The organism is uncultured Algoriphagus sp. (assembly GCF_963974835.1).
GTDB lineage: Bacteria > Bacteroidota > Bacteroidia > Cytophagales > Cyclobacteriaceae > Algoriphagus.
In genome coordinates, this window is the sequence record NZ_CAXBET010000017.1 from 1 (window position 1) to 17,591 (window position 17,591).

19 protein-coding genes are annotated in these 17,591 nt (G+C 39.4%); 17 read left to right on the forward strand and 2 right to left on the reverse strand.

Annotation, left to right across the window (positions count from 1 at the left end; translation table 11 throughout):
• The coding region (locus AACZ73_RS20700) for an efflux RND transporter permease subunit (protein ID WP_339880747.1) at positions 1-1,726 on the reverse strand (1,726 nt) is incomplete at its 3' end.
• Positions 1,727-1,823: 97 nt separating this feature from the next.
• Positions 1,824-2,102 (reverse strand): hypothetical protein, encoded by a 279-nt coding sequence (locus tag AACZ73_RS20705; protein WP_339880748.1) that lies wholly within the window; start codon positions 2,100-2,102, stop codon positions 1,824-1,826.
• 874 nt (positions 2,103-2,976) lie between these two features.
• Between AACZ73_RS20705 and AACZ73_RS20710 the strand changes: the two genes are divergently transcribed.
• The 17 genes from AACZ73_RS20710 (at position 2,977) to AACZ73_RS20790 (ending at position 17,579) form a co-directional block, all read left to right on the forward strand.
• Entirely contained in the window at positions 2,977-3,189 is a 213-nt protein-coding gene (locus AACZ73_RS20710) for an SHOCT domain-containing protein (RefSeq protein WP_339880749.1), read from the forward strand.
• Positions 3,186-4,019 (forward strand): universal stress protein, encoded by an 834-nt coding sequence (locus AACZ73_RS20715; RefSeq protein ID WP_339880750.1) that lies wholly within the window; start codon positions 3,186-3,188, stop codon positions 4,017-4,019. Before AACZ73_RS20710 ends, AACZ73_RS20715 begins: the two co-directional genes overlap by 4 nt.
• A gap of 4 nt (positions 4,020-4,023) precedes the next feature.
• Positions 4,024-4,512: a hypothetical protein gene (locus tag AACZ73_RS20720; RefSeq protein ID WP_339880751.1), complete on the forward strand. Its 489-nt coding sequence runs from the start codon at positions 4,024-4,026 to the stop codon at positions 4,510-4,512.
• A 12-nt stretch (positions 4,513-4,524) separates the two neighbouring features.
• Positions 4,525-4,776 (forward strand): hypothetical protein, encoded by a 252-nt coding sequence (locus AACZ73_RS20725; protein WP_339880752.1) that lies wholly within the window; start codon positions 4,525-4,527, stop codon positions 4,774-4,776.
• Complete coding sequence (locus AACZ73_RS20730) at positions 4,757-5,038, forward strand: DUF5676 family membrane protein (protein ID WP_339880753.1); 282 nt, start codon at positions 4,757-4,759, stop codon at positions 5,036-5,038. The genes AACZ73_RS20725 and AACZ73_RS20730 overlap by 20 nt, the downstream gene beginning before the upstream one ends.
• Before the next feature lie 45 nt (positions 5,039-5,083).
• Positions 5,084-5,311 (forward strand): heavy metal-associated domain-containing protein, encoded by a 228-nt coding sequence (locus AACZ73_RS20735; protein WP_339880754.1) that lies wholly within the window; start codon positions 5,084-5,086, stop codon positions 5,309-5,311.
• 44 nt (positions 5,312-5,355) lie between these two features.
• Positions 5,356-6,090: a glucose 1-dehydrogenase gene (locus AACZ73_RS20740; protein ID WP_339880755.1), complete on the forward strand. Its 735-nt coding sequence runs from the start codon at positions 5,356-5,358 to the stop codon at positions 6,088-6,090.
• A gap of 64 nt (positions 6,091-6,154) precedes the next feature.
• Positions 6,155-7,195, forward strand: coding sequence for an NAD(P)-dependent oxidoreductase (locus tag AACZ73_RS20745; protein WP_339880756.1), 1,041 nt, complete (start codon positions 6,155-6,157; stop codon positions 7,193-7,195).
• 38 nt (positions 7,196-7,233) lie between these two features.
• A complete protein-coding gene (locus AACZ73_RS20750; protein WP_339880757.1) occupies positions 7,234-8,163 on the forward strand; it encodes an LEA type 2 family protein in 930 nt (309 codons plus the stop codon).
• Between the two features lie 60 nt (positions 8,164-8,223).
• Positions 8,224-9,903, forward strand: coding sequence for a vitamin K epoxide reductase family protein (locus AACZ73_RS20755; protein ID WP_339880758.1), 1,680 nt, complete (start codon positions 8,224-8,226; stop codon positions 9,901-9,903).
• A gap of 144 nt (positions 9,904-10,047) precedes the next feature.
• Positions 10,048-10,884, forward strand: a complete 837-nt coding sequence (locus AACZ73_RS20760; protein WP_339880759.1) for a universal stress protein — start codon at positions 10,048-10,050, stop codon at positions 10,882-10,884.
• 437 nt (positions 10,885-11,321) lie between these two features.
• Complete coding sequence (locus AACZ73_RS20765; protein ID WP_339880760.1) at positions 11,322-11,468, forward strand: hypothetical protein; 147 nt, start codon at positions 11,322-11,324, stop codon at positions 11,466-11,468.
• A gap of 480 nt (positions 11,469-11,948) precedes the next feature.
• A complete protein-coding gene (locus tag AACZ73_RS20770; protein WP_339880761.1) occupies positions 11,949-13,298 on the forward strand; it encodes a glucoamylase family protein in 1,350 nt (449 codons plus the stop codon).
• A gap of 22 nt (positions 13,299-13,320) precedes the next feature.
• The gene (gene tkt / locus AACZ73_RS20775; protein WP_339880762.1) at positions 13,321-15,330 is read left to right on the forward strand and encodes a transketolase; all 2,010 of its coding nucleotides are present in this window, start codon (positions 13,321-13,323) and stop codon (positions 15,328-15,330) included.
• A gap of 25 nt (positions 15,331-15,355) precedes the next feature.
• Entirely contained in the window at positions 15,356-15,850 is a 495-nt protein-coding gene (locus AACZ73_RS20780; protein WP_339880763.1) for an RpiB/LacA/LacB family sugar-phosphate isomerase, read from the forward strand.
• Between the two features lie 11 nt (positions 15,851-15,861).
• On the forward strand, positions 15,862-16,956 hold the full coding sequence (gene tal / locus AACZ73_RS20785; RefSeq protein WP_339880764.1) for a transaldolase: 1,095 nt from the start codon (positions 15,862-15,864) through the stop codon (positions 16,954-16,956).
• An 11-nt stretch (positions 16,957-16,967) separates the two neighbouring features.
• Complete coding sequence (locus AACZ73_RS20790) at positions 16,968-17,579, forward strand: HAD-IA family hydrolase (RefSeq protein ID WP_339880765.1); 612 nt, start codon at positions 16,968-16,970, stop codon at positions 17,577-17,579.
• Positions 17,580-17,591 lie beyond the last annotated feature (12 nt).

The window sequence follows — 17,591 nt, forward strand, 5'->3', positions numbered from 1 at the left end:
CAGTCTTTTTCTCTACATAAAATTTGGCGAAGGAAATAATGCCAAATAGTAACAACATAATTCCTGCCCAAGTGTAGCCGTAAATCAGTGCTCCTACTCCTAGAATTAACAACAATGCATTTCCTAGAAGCTTATTTCGCCGATTTTTGATTTTGAAACCAAAGAACACATGAGCCAACATTGGCAGAATAAGCAAGGATACGATCAATGCTGCTATAAGTGCAAAAGTCTTGGTATAGGCTAAAGGTCCAAATAATTTCCCCTCGGCAGCCTCCATTGTGAAAACCGGAATAAAACTCACAATAGTGGTGGACACAGCGGTAAGGATTGCAGTGGCTACCTCTGATGATCCTTTGTAAATGGTCGTGACCAACTTCTGCTCTGGAGGAGCTTCATCGATGTGCTTGATAATGTTTTCTGAAAGGATTATCCCCAAATCCACCATCGTACCGATGGCGATAGCTATTCCAGATAGAGCTACAATATTTGCATCTACCCCAAAATAGCGCATCGCTATAAAAACCATCAGAATTGCAATTGGTAATAAGCTTGAAATCAGAATAGATGCTCGCAGGTTATAGACCATCACAATCACAACCAGAATAGTAATCAGAATCTCCAAAGAAAGCGCCTCCTCCAGGGTGCCTAGGGTTTCCTGAATCAGTGTAGATCTATCGTAAAATGGAACAATGGTAAGCTGGCTAACACGCCCATCTGAAAGCGTTTTTCTGGGAAGTCCAGGGGCAATTTCTGTTATTTTCTCTTTCAGATTGTTGATTACCTGAAGGGGGTTAGAGCCATATCTGGCAACTACCACTCCGCCTACTACCTCTGCTCCATCCTTATCCAAAAGCCCTCTTCTGTTAGCTGGGCCTAGGCTTACTACCCCTATGTCTTTGATCCGGATAGGGACATTTTGCTCCACGGAAACTACCGCCTCTTCTAAGTCCTCTACCTTTTTGATATAACCCAATCCACGTACTAAATATTCGGCTTGGTTGATTTCTATGGTTTTGGCGCCTACGTCCCTATTGGATTGCTTAACTGCCTCCATGACTTTCATCAGCGGGATGTTATAAGCTTTGAGCGCATCTGGATTGACATCCACCTGATATTCCTGTACAAATCCACCAATGGAAGCCACTTCGGAAACGCCTTCCACGGCGTTTAAGCCATACTTAACAAAGAAATCCTGAACAGTCCTGATCTCGTGAAGATCCCATCCTCCGGTCGGATTGCCTTGCTCATCTCTTCCTTCCAGCGTGTACCAATAAACTTGGCCTAGAGCAGTGGCGTCTGGCCCCAGTCCTGGCTGAACTGCCTCTGGAAGCAATCCTGCAGGTAATGAACTGAGTTTTTCCAGGATTCTTGATCTAGACCAATAGAATTCTGTGTCTTCATTGAAGATGATGTATATGCTGGAAAAGCCGAAAATAGAAGAGCTACGGATGGACTTTACTCCAGGAATTCCTAATAGATAGGTAGTAAGTGGGTAGGAGATTTGATCCTCAATATCCTGTGGAGATCTACCTGGCCATTGGGTGAAAACAATTTGTTGGTTTTCGCCAATGTCAGGAATGGCATCAACGGGGACAGGATCTGATGGAAGCGAACCTACTTTCCAACCGAAGGGAGCTGTCACAATTCCCCAAGCTATCAAAGCGATAAGCAAAAGAACTGTAACTAATTTGTTTTCAAGAAAATACTTGATAATTGAGTTAAGCATGATTTAATCCTGGTAAAAAGAGAAACTAAATAGACTATACTAAATGGCTGAGAACCATTAGCTAAAAAGAGGTCCAAAGACCTATTACCAGGAAGTATTAAATCAAGAATGATTGGAAGAGAACGCTTAAGTCCTTTTCAATCGAGGGGGGAATAGTGTAGGGGCTAGGTAGCTCAGTGGAAGTGATTGGAGCTATTCCGAAGATATAAGTTTGTGTAAATGCTGCTATAAAAATAAGCTGAGCAGCGTCGATCTGTACGACTTTAAGATTTTGGTCATTGTCATTTTGAACCAATTCGAATTGATTTTGACAGCATTCTTTCGCATCGCTTAGGTCTCCATGATCACTCGAAGGAGATTCAGGTTGATGTTTCATCCCGCAATCTAAATTTTTAGCAGATAGACCAATTGCGTTGAACATTTCAGATCCCATACAAATATGACTGCTTTTCGCCAAACCAATATTTGCAAAAAGCAGTAAGACTGCTAATAATATGGAAAAAGATTTTTTCACTTACGCAAACATAGGGAATTAAATATAAATCCTCAAAAAGGAATAAAACTTTACATGCGTTTCTATCATTACGATGATTATCCAAAAGGAGTTTTCAAAATATTAAAAGAAATCGAACAAAGTCAATTTGCTTATTTGAAGTCTTAGTTAAGCTATGTTGAGCTATCAATAAAATGTTAATTAAAAACTCTGATTATTAATTTCAGATCTTTAGCCTCCTCAATGCAATAGCCTTTCACTGGTTTAATTAGTAGTTTTTCATTTAAAGGATCAAATTCTTTACATAGCTATTTTACCTCTGCTCAGTCTCAGCAATATGGCAATGAGTATGGACCTACGCGTTGAATACTGCGTTTAACGCCATTAAAAAGCCTAGAAGCTTTTTTGAAATTTTTAAGTCTGCTAACTGATTTAGTTTAGTTTACCTAATATTCTTTTAGTTATTATTAATAAAGCCTTTTCTTATAATGAATAAAGACGCTGACCGACATTAAGGCATGTCAAATTTTTATTGGACCACCTTTGGTTGGCAGACATCTCAAGGAGTCTAGGGCAAGTATGAATATAGCTAGATTTACCTAAGCTATTATGATGATTAAATAGCGGAATATCATACATCAAAGACAAGATTTAACAAATCTAAAGCGTAACAATCTGTTAATTTTGATTAGGGTTAAATCATCACAAATTGATAAGACCGTTTTAAGTTATTTAAAAAATTTTAAAAACAAGTTTTATGAATTGGTTTGAAGGACACTATTGGGGTATGCACACCATTTGGTGGATGATCTGGGTAATATTTATGATTTGGCTTTTTTTTACACCTTGGGACATACCTGGGCAAAAAACCAAAAAGGAAACGCCATTAGATCTTTTGAAAAAGAGGTATGCAAAAGGAGAGATTAATAAGAAGGAATACGACCATATAAGAGAAGATTTGCAAATATGAAAAATATATTAGTGCCTACCGATTTCTCAGATGCTGCAAACCATGCAGCAGATATTGCTATTTCAATAGCTGAAAAATCTGGGGCCCAAGTTCATTTTTTACATCTTAAAATAACCCCTATTCCTTGGGTGAAGTTGGATAAAGAAAAGGAGAAGCGATTTCCTGAAACATTAAAGGAAATAGGTCATGCAAAGGACGCACTCAATAAACTGGTGAAGAAAGCTAAAGATAAGGGTGTAAAAGCGGAGCGGTTTGTGGTGTTTGATGTGGGTAGAGAAGAAATACTTAAACACATTCCATTTCATCATCATGATTTTGTAGTGATGGGTTCACACGGTGCATCCGGGGCAAAAGAACTATTTGTTGGATCAAATGCTCAGAAGGTATTGAGAGACTCCACGGTACCCGTGTTAATTATCAAAGAAAAATCTATCTGGCCAATTAAGAATATAGTTTTTGCGTCCAACTTTGAAGAAGATGTTAAAGCACCCTTCAACACAGTGGTGAAGTTTGCCGATCTCAACGAATCCAATATTCACCTGTTATATGTCAATGTGCCATTTTCATTTGAAGAGACCGACATGAGCATGGAAAAAATGAATGCTTTTCACGAAAGCTGTCCCCGTGGAGGAACCTGTACTTCCAACATCTACAATTCGCTGAATGAAGAGCGCGGGATTTTAAAATTTGCTGAAACTGTAGAGGCTGATCTTATTGCGCTGACTACGCATGGAAAAACAGGTTTCTTAAGTTTTGTAAGTAAAAGCATCACCGAAAGTCTGGCAAATCATTCTGAAATACCCATTTTAAGTATCAACCTTAACAAATAGAATTATGAAGAAGATATTGAAAACAGCAATGGTATTCTCCTTATTGATATTATCATTTTCGGCTTGTCAGCAACAGGGGGATGTAAGCAAAATGTTGGAAAATGAAGAATCCCGAAATCAGATATATGAAGCTATCATTTCCGATAATGAACATTCAAAACAACTGATGCAGGCTATGATGGAAGATGATCATACCCTAATGATGATGAAGGACAATGGTGAATTGATGAGTATGATGATGTCTGAAAATGAAAATATGATGGGCATGATGAAGGACAATCCTGAGATGACCCAAGGCATGATGAGCAGTATGATGAATATGGCTGAATCAGATTCCTCATTGTGCACGCAAATGATGACCCTCATGAAAGATAAGCCAATTGTGATGGGGCAGATGATGGATATGATGTATAATGAAGGTATGATGGACAAGGAAACGATGATGAGTAATAAAGAAAAGATGGGAATAGAAAATCATCCAGACCACCACTAAAAAACTATAACGATGAGGAAAAATCACATGACATGGATGCTGGTAGGATGCCTTGGCATATTCCTCCTGCTTTTTTTATTGCCGGTTTTCGGCTTTAATGGAACTAACTCGCTTTTCGTTTTCATCATCATTTTATTCTTTGTGCACCTCTTTATGATGGGAAGCCATGGAGGGCATGGTGGGCACGGAAGCCATTCCGGACATGATAGAAATCAAGAAAATCAATCTAAAAACAAAGAAGATCATGCAACACATCAACATTAAAAAATTCGCTTTGGCATGGGGAGTAGCAGGAGTGGTTTTGTACTTGGGCTGTATTATTCTGATGGCCACGGTAGGCCATGAAGGTACCGTTCTGTTCTTTAACAGTTTGCTTCATGGTCTGGACACTAGTACTATTATCAGAATGGATGTGCCTTGGATTGAGGCATTAATAGGATTAGTAGAAATATTTATCCTGGGTTGGCTGTTTGGAGCGCTGATAGCCGCAGTCTATAATATATCTTTTAACAAAAAGTACCAATAATAGAGTAACGGTGAGAGTGGATAAAACATAAATAAAATAGAAATCATGGAAAATTCAATAAAGCATACTTATCAAATAGGTGGAATGAGTTGTGGCGGATGCGTTGCAACAGTTAAAAATAGATTGTCTGTTGCACCGGGTGTAACATCCGTATCAGTTGACCTTGCAAAGAAAGAGGCTGAGATAACTTCCTCAGCTATAATTAAAGCCGATACACTTCAGGATGCATTAAAGAATACGCACTACACCATTGCAGAACTTAGATCAGTTTAATTAAATTTTTAAAAATTAAAATGATGAAAAATTTAGAAAACAAAGTGGCCATTGTTACAGGAGCAGGTTCTGGTATTGGCAAAGCAGTTTCAATACTATATGCATCTGAAGGCGCAAAAGTTGTCGTGACCGACATAGATGAAAATGGTGGAAATGGGACGGTGAACCTCATTAAATCAAATGGGGGAGAAGCTTTTTTCATAAAAGCAGATACTTCCAACCCTGATGATCAAAAATCAATGGTGGAAAAGGCCGTAAAAAAATACGGTGGTTTGCACATTGCCTGCAACAATGCGGGCATCGGTGGAGAATTAGCTCCAACGGGAGAGTATTCCATTGATGCTTGGGACAAAATTATAAGTGTCAATCTATCGGGTGTGTTTTATGGCTTGCGTTATCAGATTCCTGCCATGTTAACTTCTGGCGAAGGTGGCAGTATAGTAAATATGGCGTCCATACTTGGAATGGTAGGTTCTAAAAACGTACCTGGATATGTTGCTGCAAAGCATGGTGTTGTGGGACTTACCAAGACTGCTGCATTGGATTATGCTGATAAGCAAATACGTATCAATGCAGTGGGGCCGGGATATATCGATACTCCTTTACTGTCCGATTCACTCGATGAAGACACTATAAAATCATTAGCCGGGCTTCACCCCATTGGCAGGTTAGGTACTTCAGAAGAAGTTGCCGAATTAGTGCTCTGGTTAAGTTCTTCAAAATCTTCTTTTGTAACCGGCTCTTATTACACAATTGATGGAGGCTATACAACTCAATAAAATATTTCATACCAATTAGACCCTAAAAAATGAATTCTAATTTTTTAGGAAATAGAATATTATAATGAAAGACAAAACCGAAGTAATAATTGTGACAGGAAGCAGTGGAATGATAGGCTCAGCCTTAATTCATAAGCTTGCTGAAAAATACCATGTTGTTGGATTTGACCAAGATGGCTCTCCGTTTCCACCCGTTGAGGCAGAATGTGTATGTGTGGATCTCACCGACGATGACCGAATGGCCTTTGCATACAAAAGAATCCGCTACGCCTATGGTAATAAAATAGCATCGGTTGTGCATCTCGCGGCATATTACGATTTCTTAGGCGAACCCTCTGAGCTGTATGATAAAGTGACTGTGAAAGGCACTGAGCGGATGCTGAAATACTTACAGGATTTTGAAGTGGAGCAATTCATTTTTTCAAGCAGTATGCTGGTTTATAAACCTTCCTCTCCAGGAGTTTTAATTACTGAAGAATCGCCGTTGGAACCTAAATGGGATTATCCTAAATCTAAAGTCACGACTGAAAAAGTAATGCACGACAATCGGGGTGAAATCCCTGTAGTAATGATGCGAATTGCGGGTGTGTATAGTGAAGAGGGCAGTTCAATACCCATCACCAATCAGGTACAGCGTATTTATGAAAAACAAATTTCAGCACGGCTCTATCCAGCAAATACCGCCCATGGCAGCACCTTTGTGCATCGAGATGACGTCATCAATGCGTTGGCCCTTGCTGTTGAAAAAAGGAATGAGCTTCCAAAGGAAGTCGTGTTGAATATTGGAGATGACGAAACCCTGACTTATCAGGAACTCCAGGATATTATCAGCACAGAAATTCATGGAAAGAAATCTAAAATAATTCATATACCAAAGTGGTTTGCCAAAGCCGGGGCATTTATGCAAAACCTATTTGGTAAAGCCTTTATAAAACCTTGGATGATCGACCTGGCCGATGACCATTTTGAAATGGACAGTTCAAAGGCTAAAAAATTATTAGGATGGAAGCCCAAACACGGTTTGCGCGATACTTTGCCTAAAATGATTGAAAACTTAAAGGCCAATCCAAAGAAATTTTATCAGGTAAATAAATTGGATAAATAGAGATGTTGATATGACCATGCATTTATACGCAAATTTCCATGAAAGCTAAGCGGATAGTTCTCGTTTTACTTGCTTTAATTCTACTGCCAATTGCAGTATTTTTTGCGTTGCAATTTTATCATTATTCAAAAAATGAAAGTCCTTATCGCACCTTATTAATTCCTCGTCTTGAGATAGTAATTGTTGAAATATCCAATTTGGGTTCGGATGAAATCACCATGGACGAAAAATTACTAATTCATAATCCACTGCCTTTTAATTTTACAGCTGATAGTCTTCAATACAAACTATTTATCGGTGATGTGGAGGTGATCAAAAGCACGTATATAAAATCACTCCTTATAAGAAAATGGAACAGCACCTGGATTGACCTGCCAATAACTATTAACTCTGATAAACTTCTCGCTACACTCAGCCAAGCAGATAAACTGGGAAAGGACAGTGTGTTGTACCGCATTCAAACTACTTTCCATACACACATACCATTCAAAAAGAAATTTGATATAGATGCAGAAAAGCTGCTTCCCCTGTTCTATATCCCCACTGCACGACTAAAGGAAGTATCTCACGATTCACTTAACCTAAAGGGGGTTACCCTGTTTTTAAAGGTGATGATAGGAAACAGGAATAAATTTCCTTTCCAGTTAAAAGATTTGAAATATAAGTTTTCGCTCGGTGGCCATCCCTGGATTACCGGAGCAGAATTGGGAGCAATTGATATTAAACAACAGGACAGTTCGGAACTATTACTACCTCTGCGCATTTCGTTTTCCCACATTTTTAAAAGCATAGGTCCGCTAATCAGCAAAGGAGGAAAAATGGAATATAAATTAAGTATGGATTTGAATCTAGTGTCGAATACCAATGCTATAAAAAATAGTCAAGTGACGGTGAATGATACCGGTACGCTAAAAGAATTAATCAAGCTTGCAAAAGACGAGAAGAACAAAGAAAAGGAGCAACAGTAAAATAAACTGTACTTGTGAAGGATTATCGCCTACGGAAGGAAGCATAAATGTAATAGGGTTATGGAAAACATGAAAGATGAAATGCACAGTCACGATCCTAAGAAGGGTGACAAAAAACAAGGCACACAATACACTTGCACCATGCATCCTGAAATTATCAGTGATAAACCGGGAAAATGCCCTAAGTGTGGGATGAAGCTTGTACCCAAAGGGGAAGAACAATCTCACAAAATGGAAGGTATGGGCTCACGAGGCGTCACCCGACCAATGATGGACATGGAAGGCCACGAACACAAAAAGGGTCATAAACACATGGATATGGGCGCGATGAAAATGAGTGCAGATGATCGCATGAAAATGTTGAAAGATCACCACAAACAAACGCTCTGGGTTTACTGGGTTATTGTATTGCTGGGATTTTGGATGATCGCTTCACCACTTACTTTTGATTATGGCAAGAATGTGGTATCACCTGCCGGAGGAAGACTAGTTTGGTTATCTCTTAGTGATCGTATTGCCGCCATGTATTGGAGCGATATCATCAGTGGTTTGTTACTGGTTATTTTTGGTTGGAGATCCCTCAAGCCAAACCGTCCTTATAGCGTTTGGATTAGTTGTTTTATTGGGATATGGATCAGTATGGCCCCGTTCATTTTTTGGGCACCAACAGCTATAGCTTATTATAACGGCACCATGGTTGGGGCCCTAATTATTGCCTTATCCATCCTCATACCCGGCATGCCCAATATGATCCGGTATATGAAAATGGGTGGAAATGTACCCACTGGCTGGAGTTACAACCCTTCAAGCTGGCCACAGCGATCTATTATGATTGGCTTGGCATTTATCGGGTGGATTGCCTCCCGTTATTTGGGAGCATTTCAATTAGGTTATATAGATACCGTCTGGGATCCTTTTTTTGGGGAAGGCACCTTAAATGTTTTGAACTCCGATATGTCGCATAGTTTCCCCATTTCAGATGCGGCACTGGGCACGCTCGCCTATACGCTAGAATTTCTAATGGGATTTATGGGCGGCACTTCCCGATGGCGGACCATGCCCTGGATGGTCACTTTTTTTGGGGTTTTGGTCATTCCACTTGGGTTTGTGAGTATATTCCTAGTGGTTTCCCAACCTCTTACCGTAGGCGCATGGTGTGCACTTTGCCTATTTTCTGCCATTATTATGCTTCCCATGATTCCTTTACAAATCGATGAAGTCATTGCTATGTGGCAGCACATGGTGCAGAGAAAACAGAAAGGAGATTCCTTATGGACAGTATTTTGGAAAGGCGGTGAAGCGCTTTCTACTGAAAACGATCAACGTTCCCCTGACTTGGCAACATTTGTCGACAACCCCTGGAAAGTTTTTAAATCATCACTATGGGGAATGACTGCTCCTTGGCAATTAACCATTTCTGTAATCATTGGACTTTGGTTGATGATTTCCCCAACCGTTTTCCAGATGGGAATAGAAACATCTGCTGCAAACTTGAACCACTTGGGAGGAGCACTGGTGATCGTTTTTGCGGTAGTGGCCATGGCCGAGGTACTCAGAAGTTTTCGCTATTTCAACGTATTGTTAGGTCTAGCACTGGTAGTTATGCCTTGGTTGATAGAGGATAGCAATATGGTGCACCCCCTAAGCAGTAGCCTTGCTGGACTTATCATAATGGCACTTTCCTTTTCCAAAGGTAAAATCAAAGAAACCTACGGACTTTGGGATAAATATGTAGTGTAAATAAGGTTTTTTGAGAATAGGGTAGGGCGTTTGCAAGCATCAAACGTTAAAATGAAAATCAGAGGATATAGCGAATCAAACAAACTCTCAGATCCGTTTTAAGAAATAAATTTTACAAATGATTATTTACATAAAATAAAACAAATGAAAAAGATACTCGTCCCATGCGATTTTTCTGATTCGGCAGTTCAGGCCTTCATATTTGCATTTCAGATTGCGCAACAAAGCAAAGGAGAAATTATTTTACTCCATGTAATTGAGATTCCAGTTTTGCGCGGCACAATACAGGTGCCAGCACTTTATTTTGAAGAGAGTTTTTTGAATGATATGAATGTAAGTGCCGAAAAAAAATTTGAAGAACTGAAATCCAAGTGGACGAATGGAGCGATCAATGTTCGCTCAATGGTAGAGCACGGTCCCATCACTAAAACCATTATCCGTATAGCAGAAGAAAATAGCGTGGATTTGATTGTTATGGGTACCCAGGGAGCAACAGGGATTAAAGAGTTTCTTGTGGGCTCAAATACTGAAAAAGTTGTTCGCTTCTCCCCATTGCCTGTATTGGCCATTAGGAAGTCGCTCGAGTTGTCTGACATTAAAAACATTGTATTTCCCACCACACTTGATCCGAATCAAAATAAATTACTGATTCATATCAAAGAGTTGCAAAATTTCTTTTCTGCGAAACTTCATCTGTTGTTGGTGAATACACCTCACAATATGAAGAGAACTGTAGATGAGAAAGATATGATGGAAGCGTATGCGAGGGATTTTAATCTTCAAAACTATACAATTAACACGCGAAATGATTTTTACGAATCGGATGCCATCATCAATTTCACTATTGAAATTAAGGCGGATATAATTGCTATGGGTACGCACAGTCGCAAAGGTCTGGCTCATTTATTCTCAGGAAGTGTGGCTGAAGAGGTTGTCAATCGCATGGATTGCCCAATATGGACGTATTCTTTGGGAGAATAAAACCGCATTTTATACTTGGAATTTTAATCGCGTAAATCAAAAAGAATAATGAAAAAATTGGAAAACAAAACAACGTTAATCGAGGGAGGTCTGTCAGAGATTGGTAAGGAAAGTTTTATTTTCCTTACCAGCGTTAGAAGTTTATTTGAGTCTGAAGCCAAATTAGGAATGGATACTGGAAGATTAGCGCGACGAGTATATTGATGGTCTCCGTACAAATAATCTGGCTTTTTATATTGGCCATACCCATTGCATGCATCGCGTGGACAGTGACTCATGAAGAAGTTTTTCGCGAACCCAGAGACTATTGTATTAACCGAAGTGTGCGTGGTAAAACTTTACTGGAAAGAAAATTCTTTTACCTTTTTACCTGTGAGTATTGCTTCAGCCATTACGTAGCGATTGTATTTCTTTTTATGACGAATTACACATTACTCATGAGTGATTGGCGAGGTTATATAATTGCAGGATTTTCATTGGTGTGGATTGCCAATATCTATATGAGTTTATTCGGATTGGTCAGGCAGGATATTAAAAAGGAAATGATAGAGAATAAGATGCTTGAAAAGAAAGAAAAAAAATAATCATGATGGAAAAATTTATTAGCTCTTATATTTTTTTATCATTGCCTGCTTAGTAATTATATTAATGTGAGATATGTATGCTGTTATCGAAATTGAAATCCTTTCAAAATATTTTAATTGTCCTATGTGGAAATACATATGGGTGAGTTAAAATGACGAATAAGTTTATTATAGAATGTTATAAATGAATTGAGGAAGTTATTCCAAGAACCACAAAGATTTAAACAAAGTATTGCAGAGCTTCTAATACTTATAAAACTGTCGTTTAATGAGGTTAGTAAAATATTAATTAATTACTATCAAAAAGTAATAGTTTAAAATAAAAGCTTCATCGCACATTTAAAGTGGAATAGGGAAATCATATGGCGTAGGTCAACACTGTAATTCTTGAAAGTTCAGGTCTGTTAGTTAATCGAAAAAGACAGTAAAGTATAAATAAGCATCTAAATAGGAAAGTCAAAATCAGGTAAAAGCAGTAGAATGACGAAACCATTAAGATCTAAACACTTGCAAAATATAAATCCTCAGGGTACGGATACAGAAATGATAGATCAGCTGCAGCGGGAAACCTTTGGGTACTTTCTGAAAGAGGTGAACGGGCATACCGGGTTAATAGCGGATAAAAGCCAACCAGGATCTCCATCAAGTATAGCAGCGGTAGGTATGGGGCTTAGCTGCTATGTTGTCGGTATTGAGCGTGGATATATATTCCGTGATGAGGCAATCAAAAGGACGCTTACCGTTTTAAGGTTTTTCAATACCAGCCATCAGGGTATCGAAGTGGATGCGACAGGATACAAGGGATTCTATTATCACTTTCTTGATATGCAAACGGGCAAACGGGCACTGAAAAGTGAATTGTCCACGATAGATACCGCTATATTATTGGCAGGGGTATTGACTGCACGAAATTATTTTTCAGGGGAAAATAAATCCGAAACCGAAATCCGGTCTATTGCCGATGAACTCTATGCCCGGGTTGATTGGCAGTGGGCGCTGAACGGTCGTGACTCGGTTGCCCATGGGTGGAAGCCGGAATCCGGCTTTCTTCGTTTCCGTTGGGACGAAAAGTATAGCGAGGCTCATATAATGTATATACTGGCACTCGGCTCACCTAGTTTCCCCATCAATCCATCTATCTATAAAAAATGGATATTCACTTTTGAATTTAAAAAACTATACGGAATAGAACATATTTATGCCGGCCCTCTATTTATACACCAGATGTCGCACATCTGGCTTGATTTTCACGGCATCGGTGATGAGCTGAATAAAAAGATCGGTGTGGATTACTTTGAAAACAGTCGGCGTGCAACCCTTGTCCAGCAACGCTATGCCATTGAAAACCCTTTGGGATTTGCTCACTATGGCGAAAATTGTTGGGGGTTTACAGCAAGTGATGGCCCCGGCCCCAGTAAACGTATTGTTAACGGTGTTCCAAGAAAGTTTTTTGATTACAGGGCAAGAGGGATCCCTTTTGGGCCGGACGACGGCACCATTGCTCCCTGGGCAGTTGCAGCTTCGCTTCCGTTTGCACCAGAGATTGTTCTAAGAACCATTCGGCATGCCATAGAAAGACATGATTTTGAAAAACATGGTAAATATGGTTTTGATGCAAGTTTTAACCCAACTTTTCCTGTCAAAGACACTCACCAAGGTGTTTGGTTTTCACCATGGCAATTTGGATTAAATCAAGGTCCGATCATTTTAATGATCGAAAATTATAAATCAGGGTTGATATGGAATCAAATGAAAAAAAGTCATCCTATCATAAAAGGTTTGCGACTGGCAAGTTTTACAGGTGGCTGGCTCAACGCTAAATCTTCTTAATTACATTTCTGATTGATCAACCATGGATAAAACAACAGAAAATATTCAACAATTGGGCATCGATACGGTAAGAATCTTAGCGGCTGATGCTGTTCAAAAAGCAAACTCAGGTCATCCGGGTACTCCCATGGGTTTGGCACCGCTAGGCCACGTGCTGTGGTCAGAGAGTATGAACTATAATCCGAAAAATCCTGAGTGGATAAATCGTGATCGTTTTATTTTGTCAGCCGGTCATGCCTGCATGTTACAGTATAGTTTTTTATACTTAACCGGCTATGATATCTCCATGGATGATCTTAAAAAATTCCGGCAACTTCATAGCAAAACCGCAGGGCATCCTGAATACGGATTATTAGCAGGCATTGAAGTGACCACAGGTCCATTAGGACAGGGTTTTGCCAATGGAGTAGGATTTGCAATTGCACAAAAATATATGGCTGCACGTTACAATAAGCCGGGATTTGATATTTTCGATTATAAAATTTATGCCATTTGCAGTGATGGCGATTTGATGGAAGGTGTAACTGCTGAAGCGGCATCTTTGGCAGGGCATCTTCAGTTAGGTAATATGATTTATCTCTATGATGATAATCATATTACTATTGAGGGAAGTACAAATTTAGCTTTCGACGAAGATGTAGCTCAACGCTTTGAAGCATATGGTTGGCATGTCCAGGTGCTTGCAGACGGTAATGATATAGTGGAGTTATCTGCAGCTATAAAAAATGCGCAAGCAGAGACAAATAGGCCTTCTTTGATAAAAGTCCGTACTCACATCGGTTATGGGAGTCCTAATAAAGCTGGTACTGCTACCGCACACGGTTCTCCGTTGGGTGAAGATGAAGTAAAATTAGTGAAAAAGCATTTTGGTTTTGACCCTGATAAATATTTTGAAGTGCCTGGTAAAGTTTTGGATTATTACCGTGCTGCCGGAAAGAAGGGAATAAAAAAAGAAGAGAGCTGGAATGAATTATTCAGGAGCTATAAAGAAAAATATACAGAACAGGCTAATGAATATGAATTATTAATCAGCGGGAAGTTACCCGTAGGGTGGAAGGAAAAGTTACCCGTATTTACAGCCGGAGATAAGGAAATAGCAACCCGCAAAGCTTCTGGAAAAGTTTTGAATGCAATTGCTGATTATTTACCTAACCTAATTGGTGGTTCGGCGGATCTGGCTCCATCCACAGACACGGACCTGGAGAAATACAAATCATTTACTTCAGAAAATTATGCAGGGCGAAATTTCCACTTTGGCATTAGAGAACATGCGATGGGCGCCATCTTAAATGGGCTAGCCCTTAGCAAATTTTTTATTCCATATGGCGCTACCTTCCTTATATTCTCCGAATATATGCGACCTCCAATTCGCCTCTCTGCCATCATGAAAATAAGACCAATATTTATTTACACTCATGATAGTATCGCATTGGGTGAAGATGGAACAACGCATCAGCCCATTGAACAATTAATCTCATTAAGGTCTATACCAAACTTAACAGTTATTCGCCCTGCCGATGCCAATGAAACAACACATGCATGGAGAGTTGCTTTGGAACATACCGACGGCCCGGTAGCAATTATATTAACTAGACAGGGACTTCCTGTAATTGACCAGGAGAAATACACCAAGGCGTATGAACTGGAAAAGGGAGCCTACATTCTATCCGAATCAGAAACAAACCCGCAAATTATTTTGATTGCCACTGGATCTGAAGTTCAATTAATGATTGCCGCCCAGCAGCAATTAAAAGAGCAGAACATTGGGGCACGCGTAGTAAGTATGCCTTCATGGGAATTGTTTGAAAAACAGAATGCCGCTTATAAAGAAAAAATATTTCCACAAGCGTTAAAGAAACGATTGGCGGTGGAAGCCGGCTCGCCTTTAGGCTGGCATAAATATGTAACGGATGAAGGTGATATCATTGGTATCAATAGATTTGGCGAATCGGCCCCAGGCGAGCAAGTAATGCAGGAATATGGATTTACGATTGAAAACGTGGTAAAAAGAGCGAAAGGCTTGCTTTCATAAAGAGCCAAATTAACGAATTAGGGCAATGCCCAAAGATATTACAAGCCTTGTCTTTGCAAAAAAAATTAATGAAATGAAAATAGGAATTGCTGCAGATCATGGTGGGTTTGAACTCAAAGAAATTATCAATGCATTCCTGCTCAAAAAGGAATACGAAGTGGTGGATTTTGGCGCACATAAACTTGATGACAAGGATGATTATCCTGACTTCGTAATTCCGCTGGCTAAAGCGATAGCTTCAAATGAAGTTGAAAGGGGCATTGCTATTTGCGGCAGTGGTGTAGGAGCATCAATAGCTGCCAATAAAGTTGCAGGCGTAAGAGCAGCTTTGATTAACGATTATTTTTCGTCACACCAAGGAGTGGAAGATGATGATATGAATTTGATTTGTTTCGGAGGGCGTGTTATTGGTATTTCAGCAGCACAGGAATTTATCACCGCATTTTTAAACGCAAAATTTACGGGCGCTGAGAGACATGTAAGACGATTGCAAAAAGTTAAACAGCTAGAAAAAATTTAATGTAACTAATCATGGAATCAAATAAAGTAAAAAGCATATTCGATTTCGGTCAAAGCATCTGGCTCGATTACCTGGATCGCAAAATTATGGACTCGGGGGAATTACAAAAACTGATTGAAGAAGATGGCATCAGGGGTCTTACTTCCAACCCCGCTATTTTTGAAAATGCAATAAGCAATAGTTCTACTTATGATGAAGATATTGAAGTATTTTCGAAACAAAAAACCAGCAACGGGGAGATTTTTTTCGGCCTTGCGGTCAATGATATTAAACGTGCAGCTGATTTTTTTAAACCGGTTTATGACGAAACCAAAGGGCAAGATGGTTTTGTAAGCCTTGAGGTCTCTCCTAATCTTGCCCGCGATACAGGGGGAACCATAAAACAGGCAAAAGAATTATGGAAAGCCGTTGACCGAAAAAATCTAATGATCAAAATTCCCGGAACAGCAGAAAGCCTACCTGCTATCCGGCATTGTATCAGCAAAGGGATAAATATCAATGTCACACTTCTGTTTGGTTTGTCAAGATATAGGGACATCACCAACGCTTTCATTTCGGGGCTTGAAGACAGATTAAATTTCAATCAGCCCATTGATCAGGTGGCATCAGTAGCCAGTTTTTTTCTCAGCCGTATTGATGTTATGATCGATCCGCTGCTGGAGGAAAAAGGGTTGAGTAAACTGAAAGGTGAAGTGGCCATCGCTTCCGCTAAAAAGGCTTATGAAATTTATCAAGAGGTAGTGAATAGTGAGCGCTTTAAAAACCTGGAAGTAAAAGGAGCAAACCGGCAGCGGGTATTGTGGGCAAGTACCAGTAGTAAAGATCCTTCATTCAGCGATGTAAAATATGTGGAGGCTTTAATTGGTAAAGAAACCATCAATACTATTCCAATGGAAACCCTAGACGCTTTTCGAAATCATGGGAAAGCAGGAAATACCTTGGAAGATGATCTAGATAAAGCAGGCAGAGTATTAGAGCAATTGGAAGAAAACGGCATTAACATAGATACTATAACCCAGGCGCTTGAAGACGAGGGTATAGAAAAATTCAATAAATCTTTTGATAAACTTTTGAAAAAAATCGAAAAGCAAAAACTACACTCTTAGATTCAAGTGATATGGAAAACTCACAAACTAGGGTTATTTTCTTTGATATTGGCGGCGTGTTGCTCAGCAATGGGTGGGGTCATCTGTCACGTGAAAAAGCTGCTAAAAAATTCAATCTAAACTATGAAGAAATGAACGTGCTTCATAATTTCATTTTCAACGTGTTCGAAATAGGGAGCATTACCTTGGATGATTACCTCGAAACGGTAGTATTCAATCACTCCAGAGATTTTTCAAAAGAAGAGTTTAAAAATTTCATGTTCTCTCAGTCTGTAGAATTGCCGGATATGCTTCCTTGGCTAAAAGAATGGAAGAAAAATTGTGGAGTCCGTGTTTTTTCCATAAACAACGAAAGCAGGGAGCTCAATGATTACCGCATTAAAAAGTTCTCACTGCATCAATGTTTTGATGGGTTTTTCTCATCCTGTCACCTAGGTATGCGTAAGCCTGATCCTGGTATTTTTCAATTAGCTATGGGCATAGCGCAGGCGCGACCGGAAGAGTGTGCTTATTTCGATGACAGGCTCATGCTGGCAGAGGCAGGGGAAAAGTTGGGTATCCGCAGCTTTCATCATCGGGATTTTAAAAACACTTTAGAAAATCTAATGAACTTAAAGAAATAAAAAACTAAATAA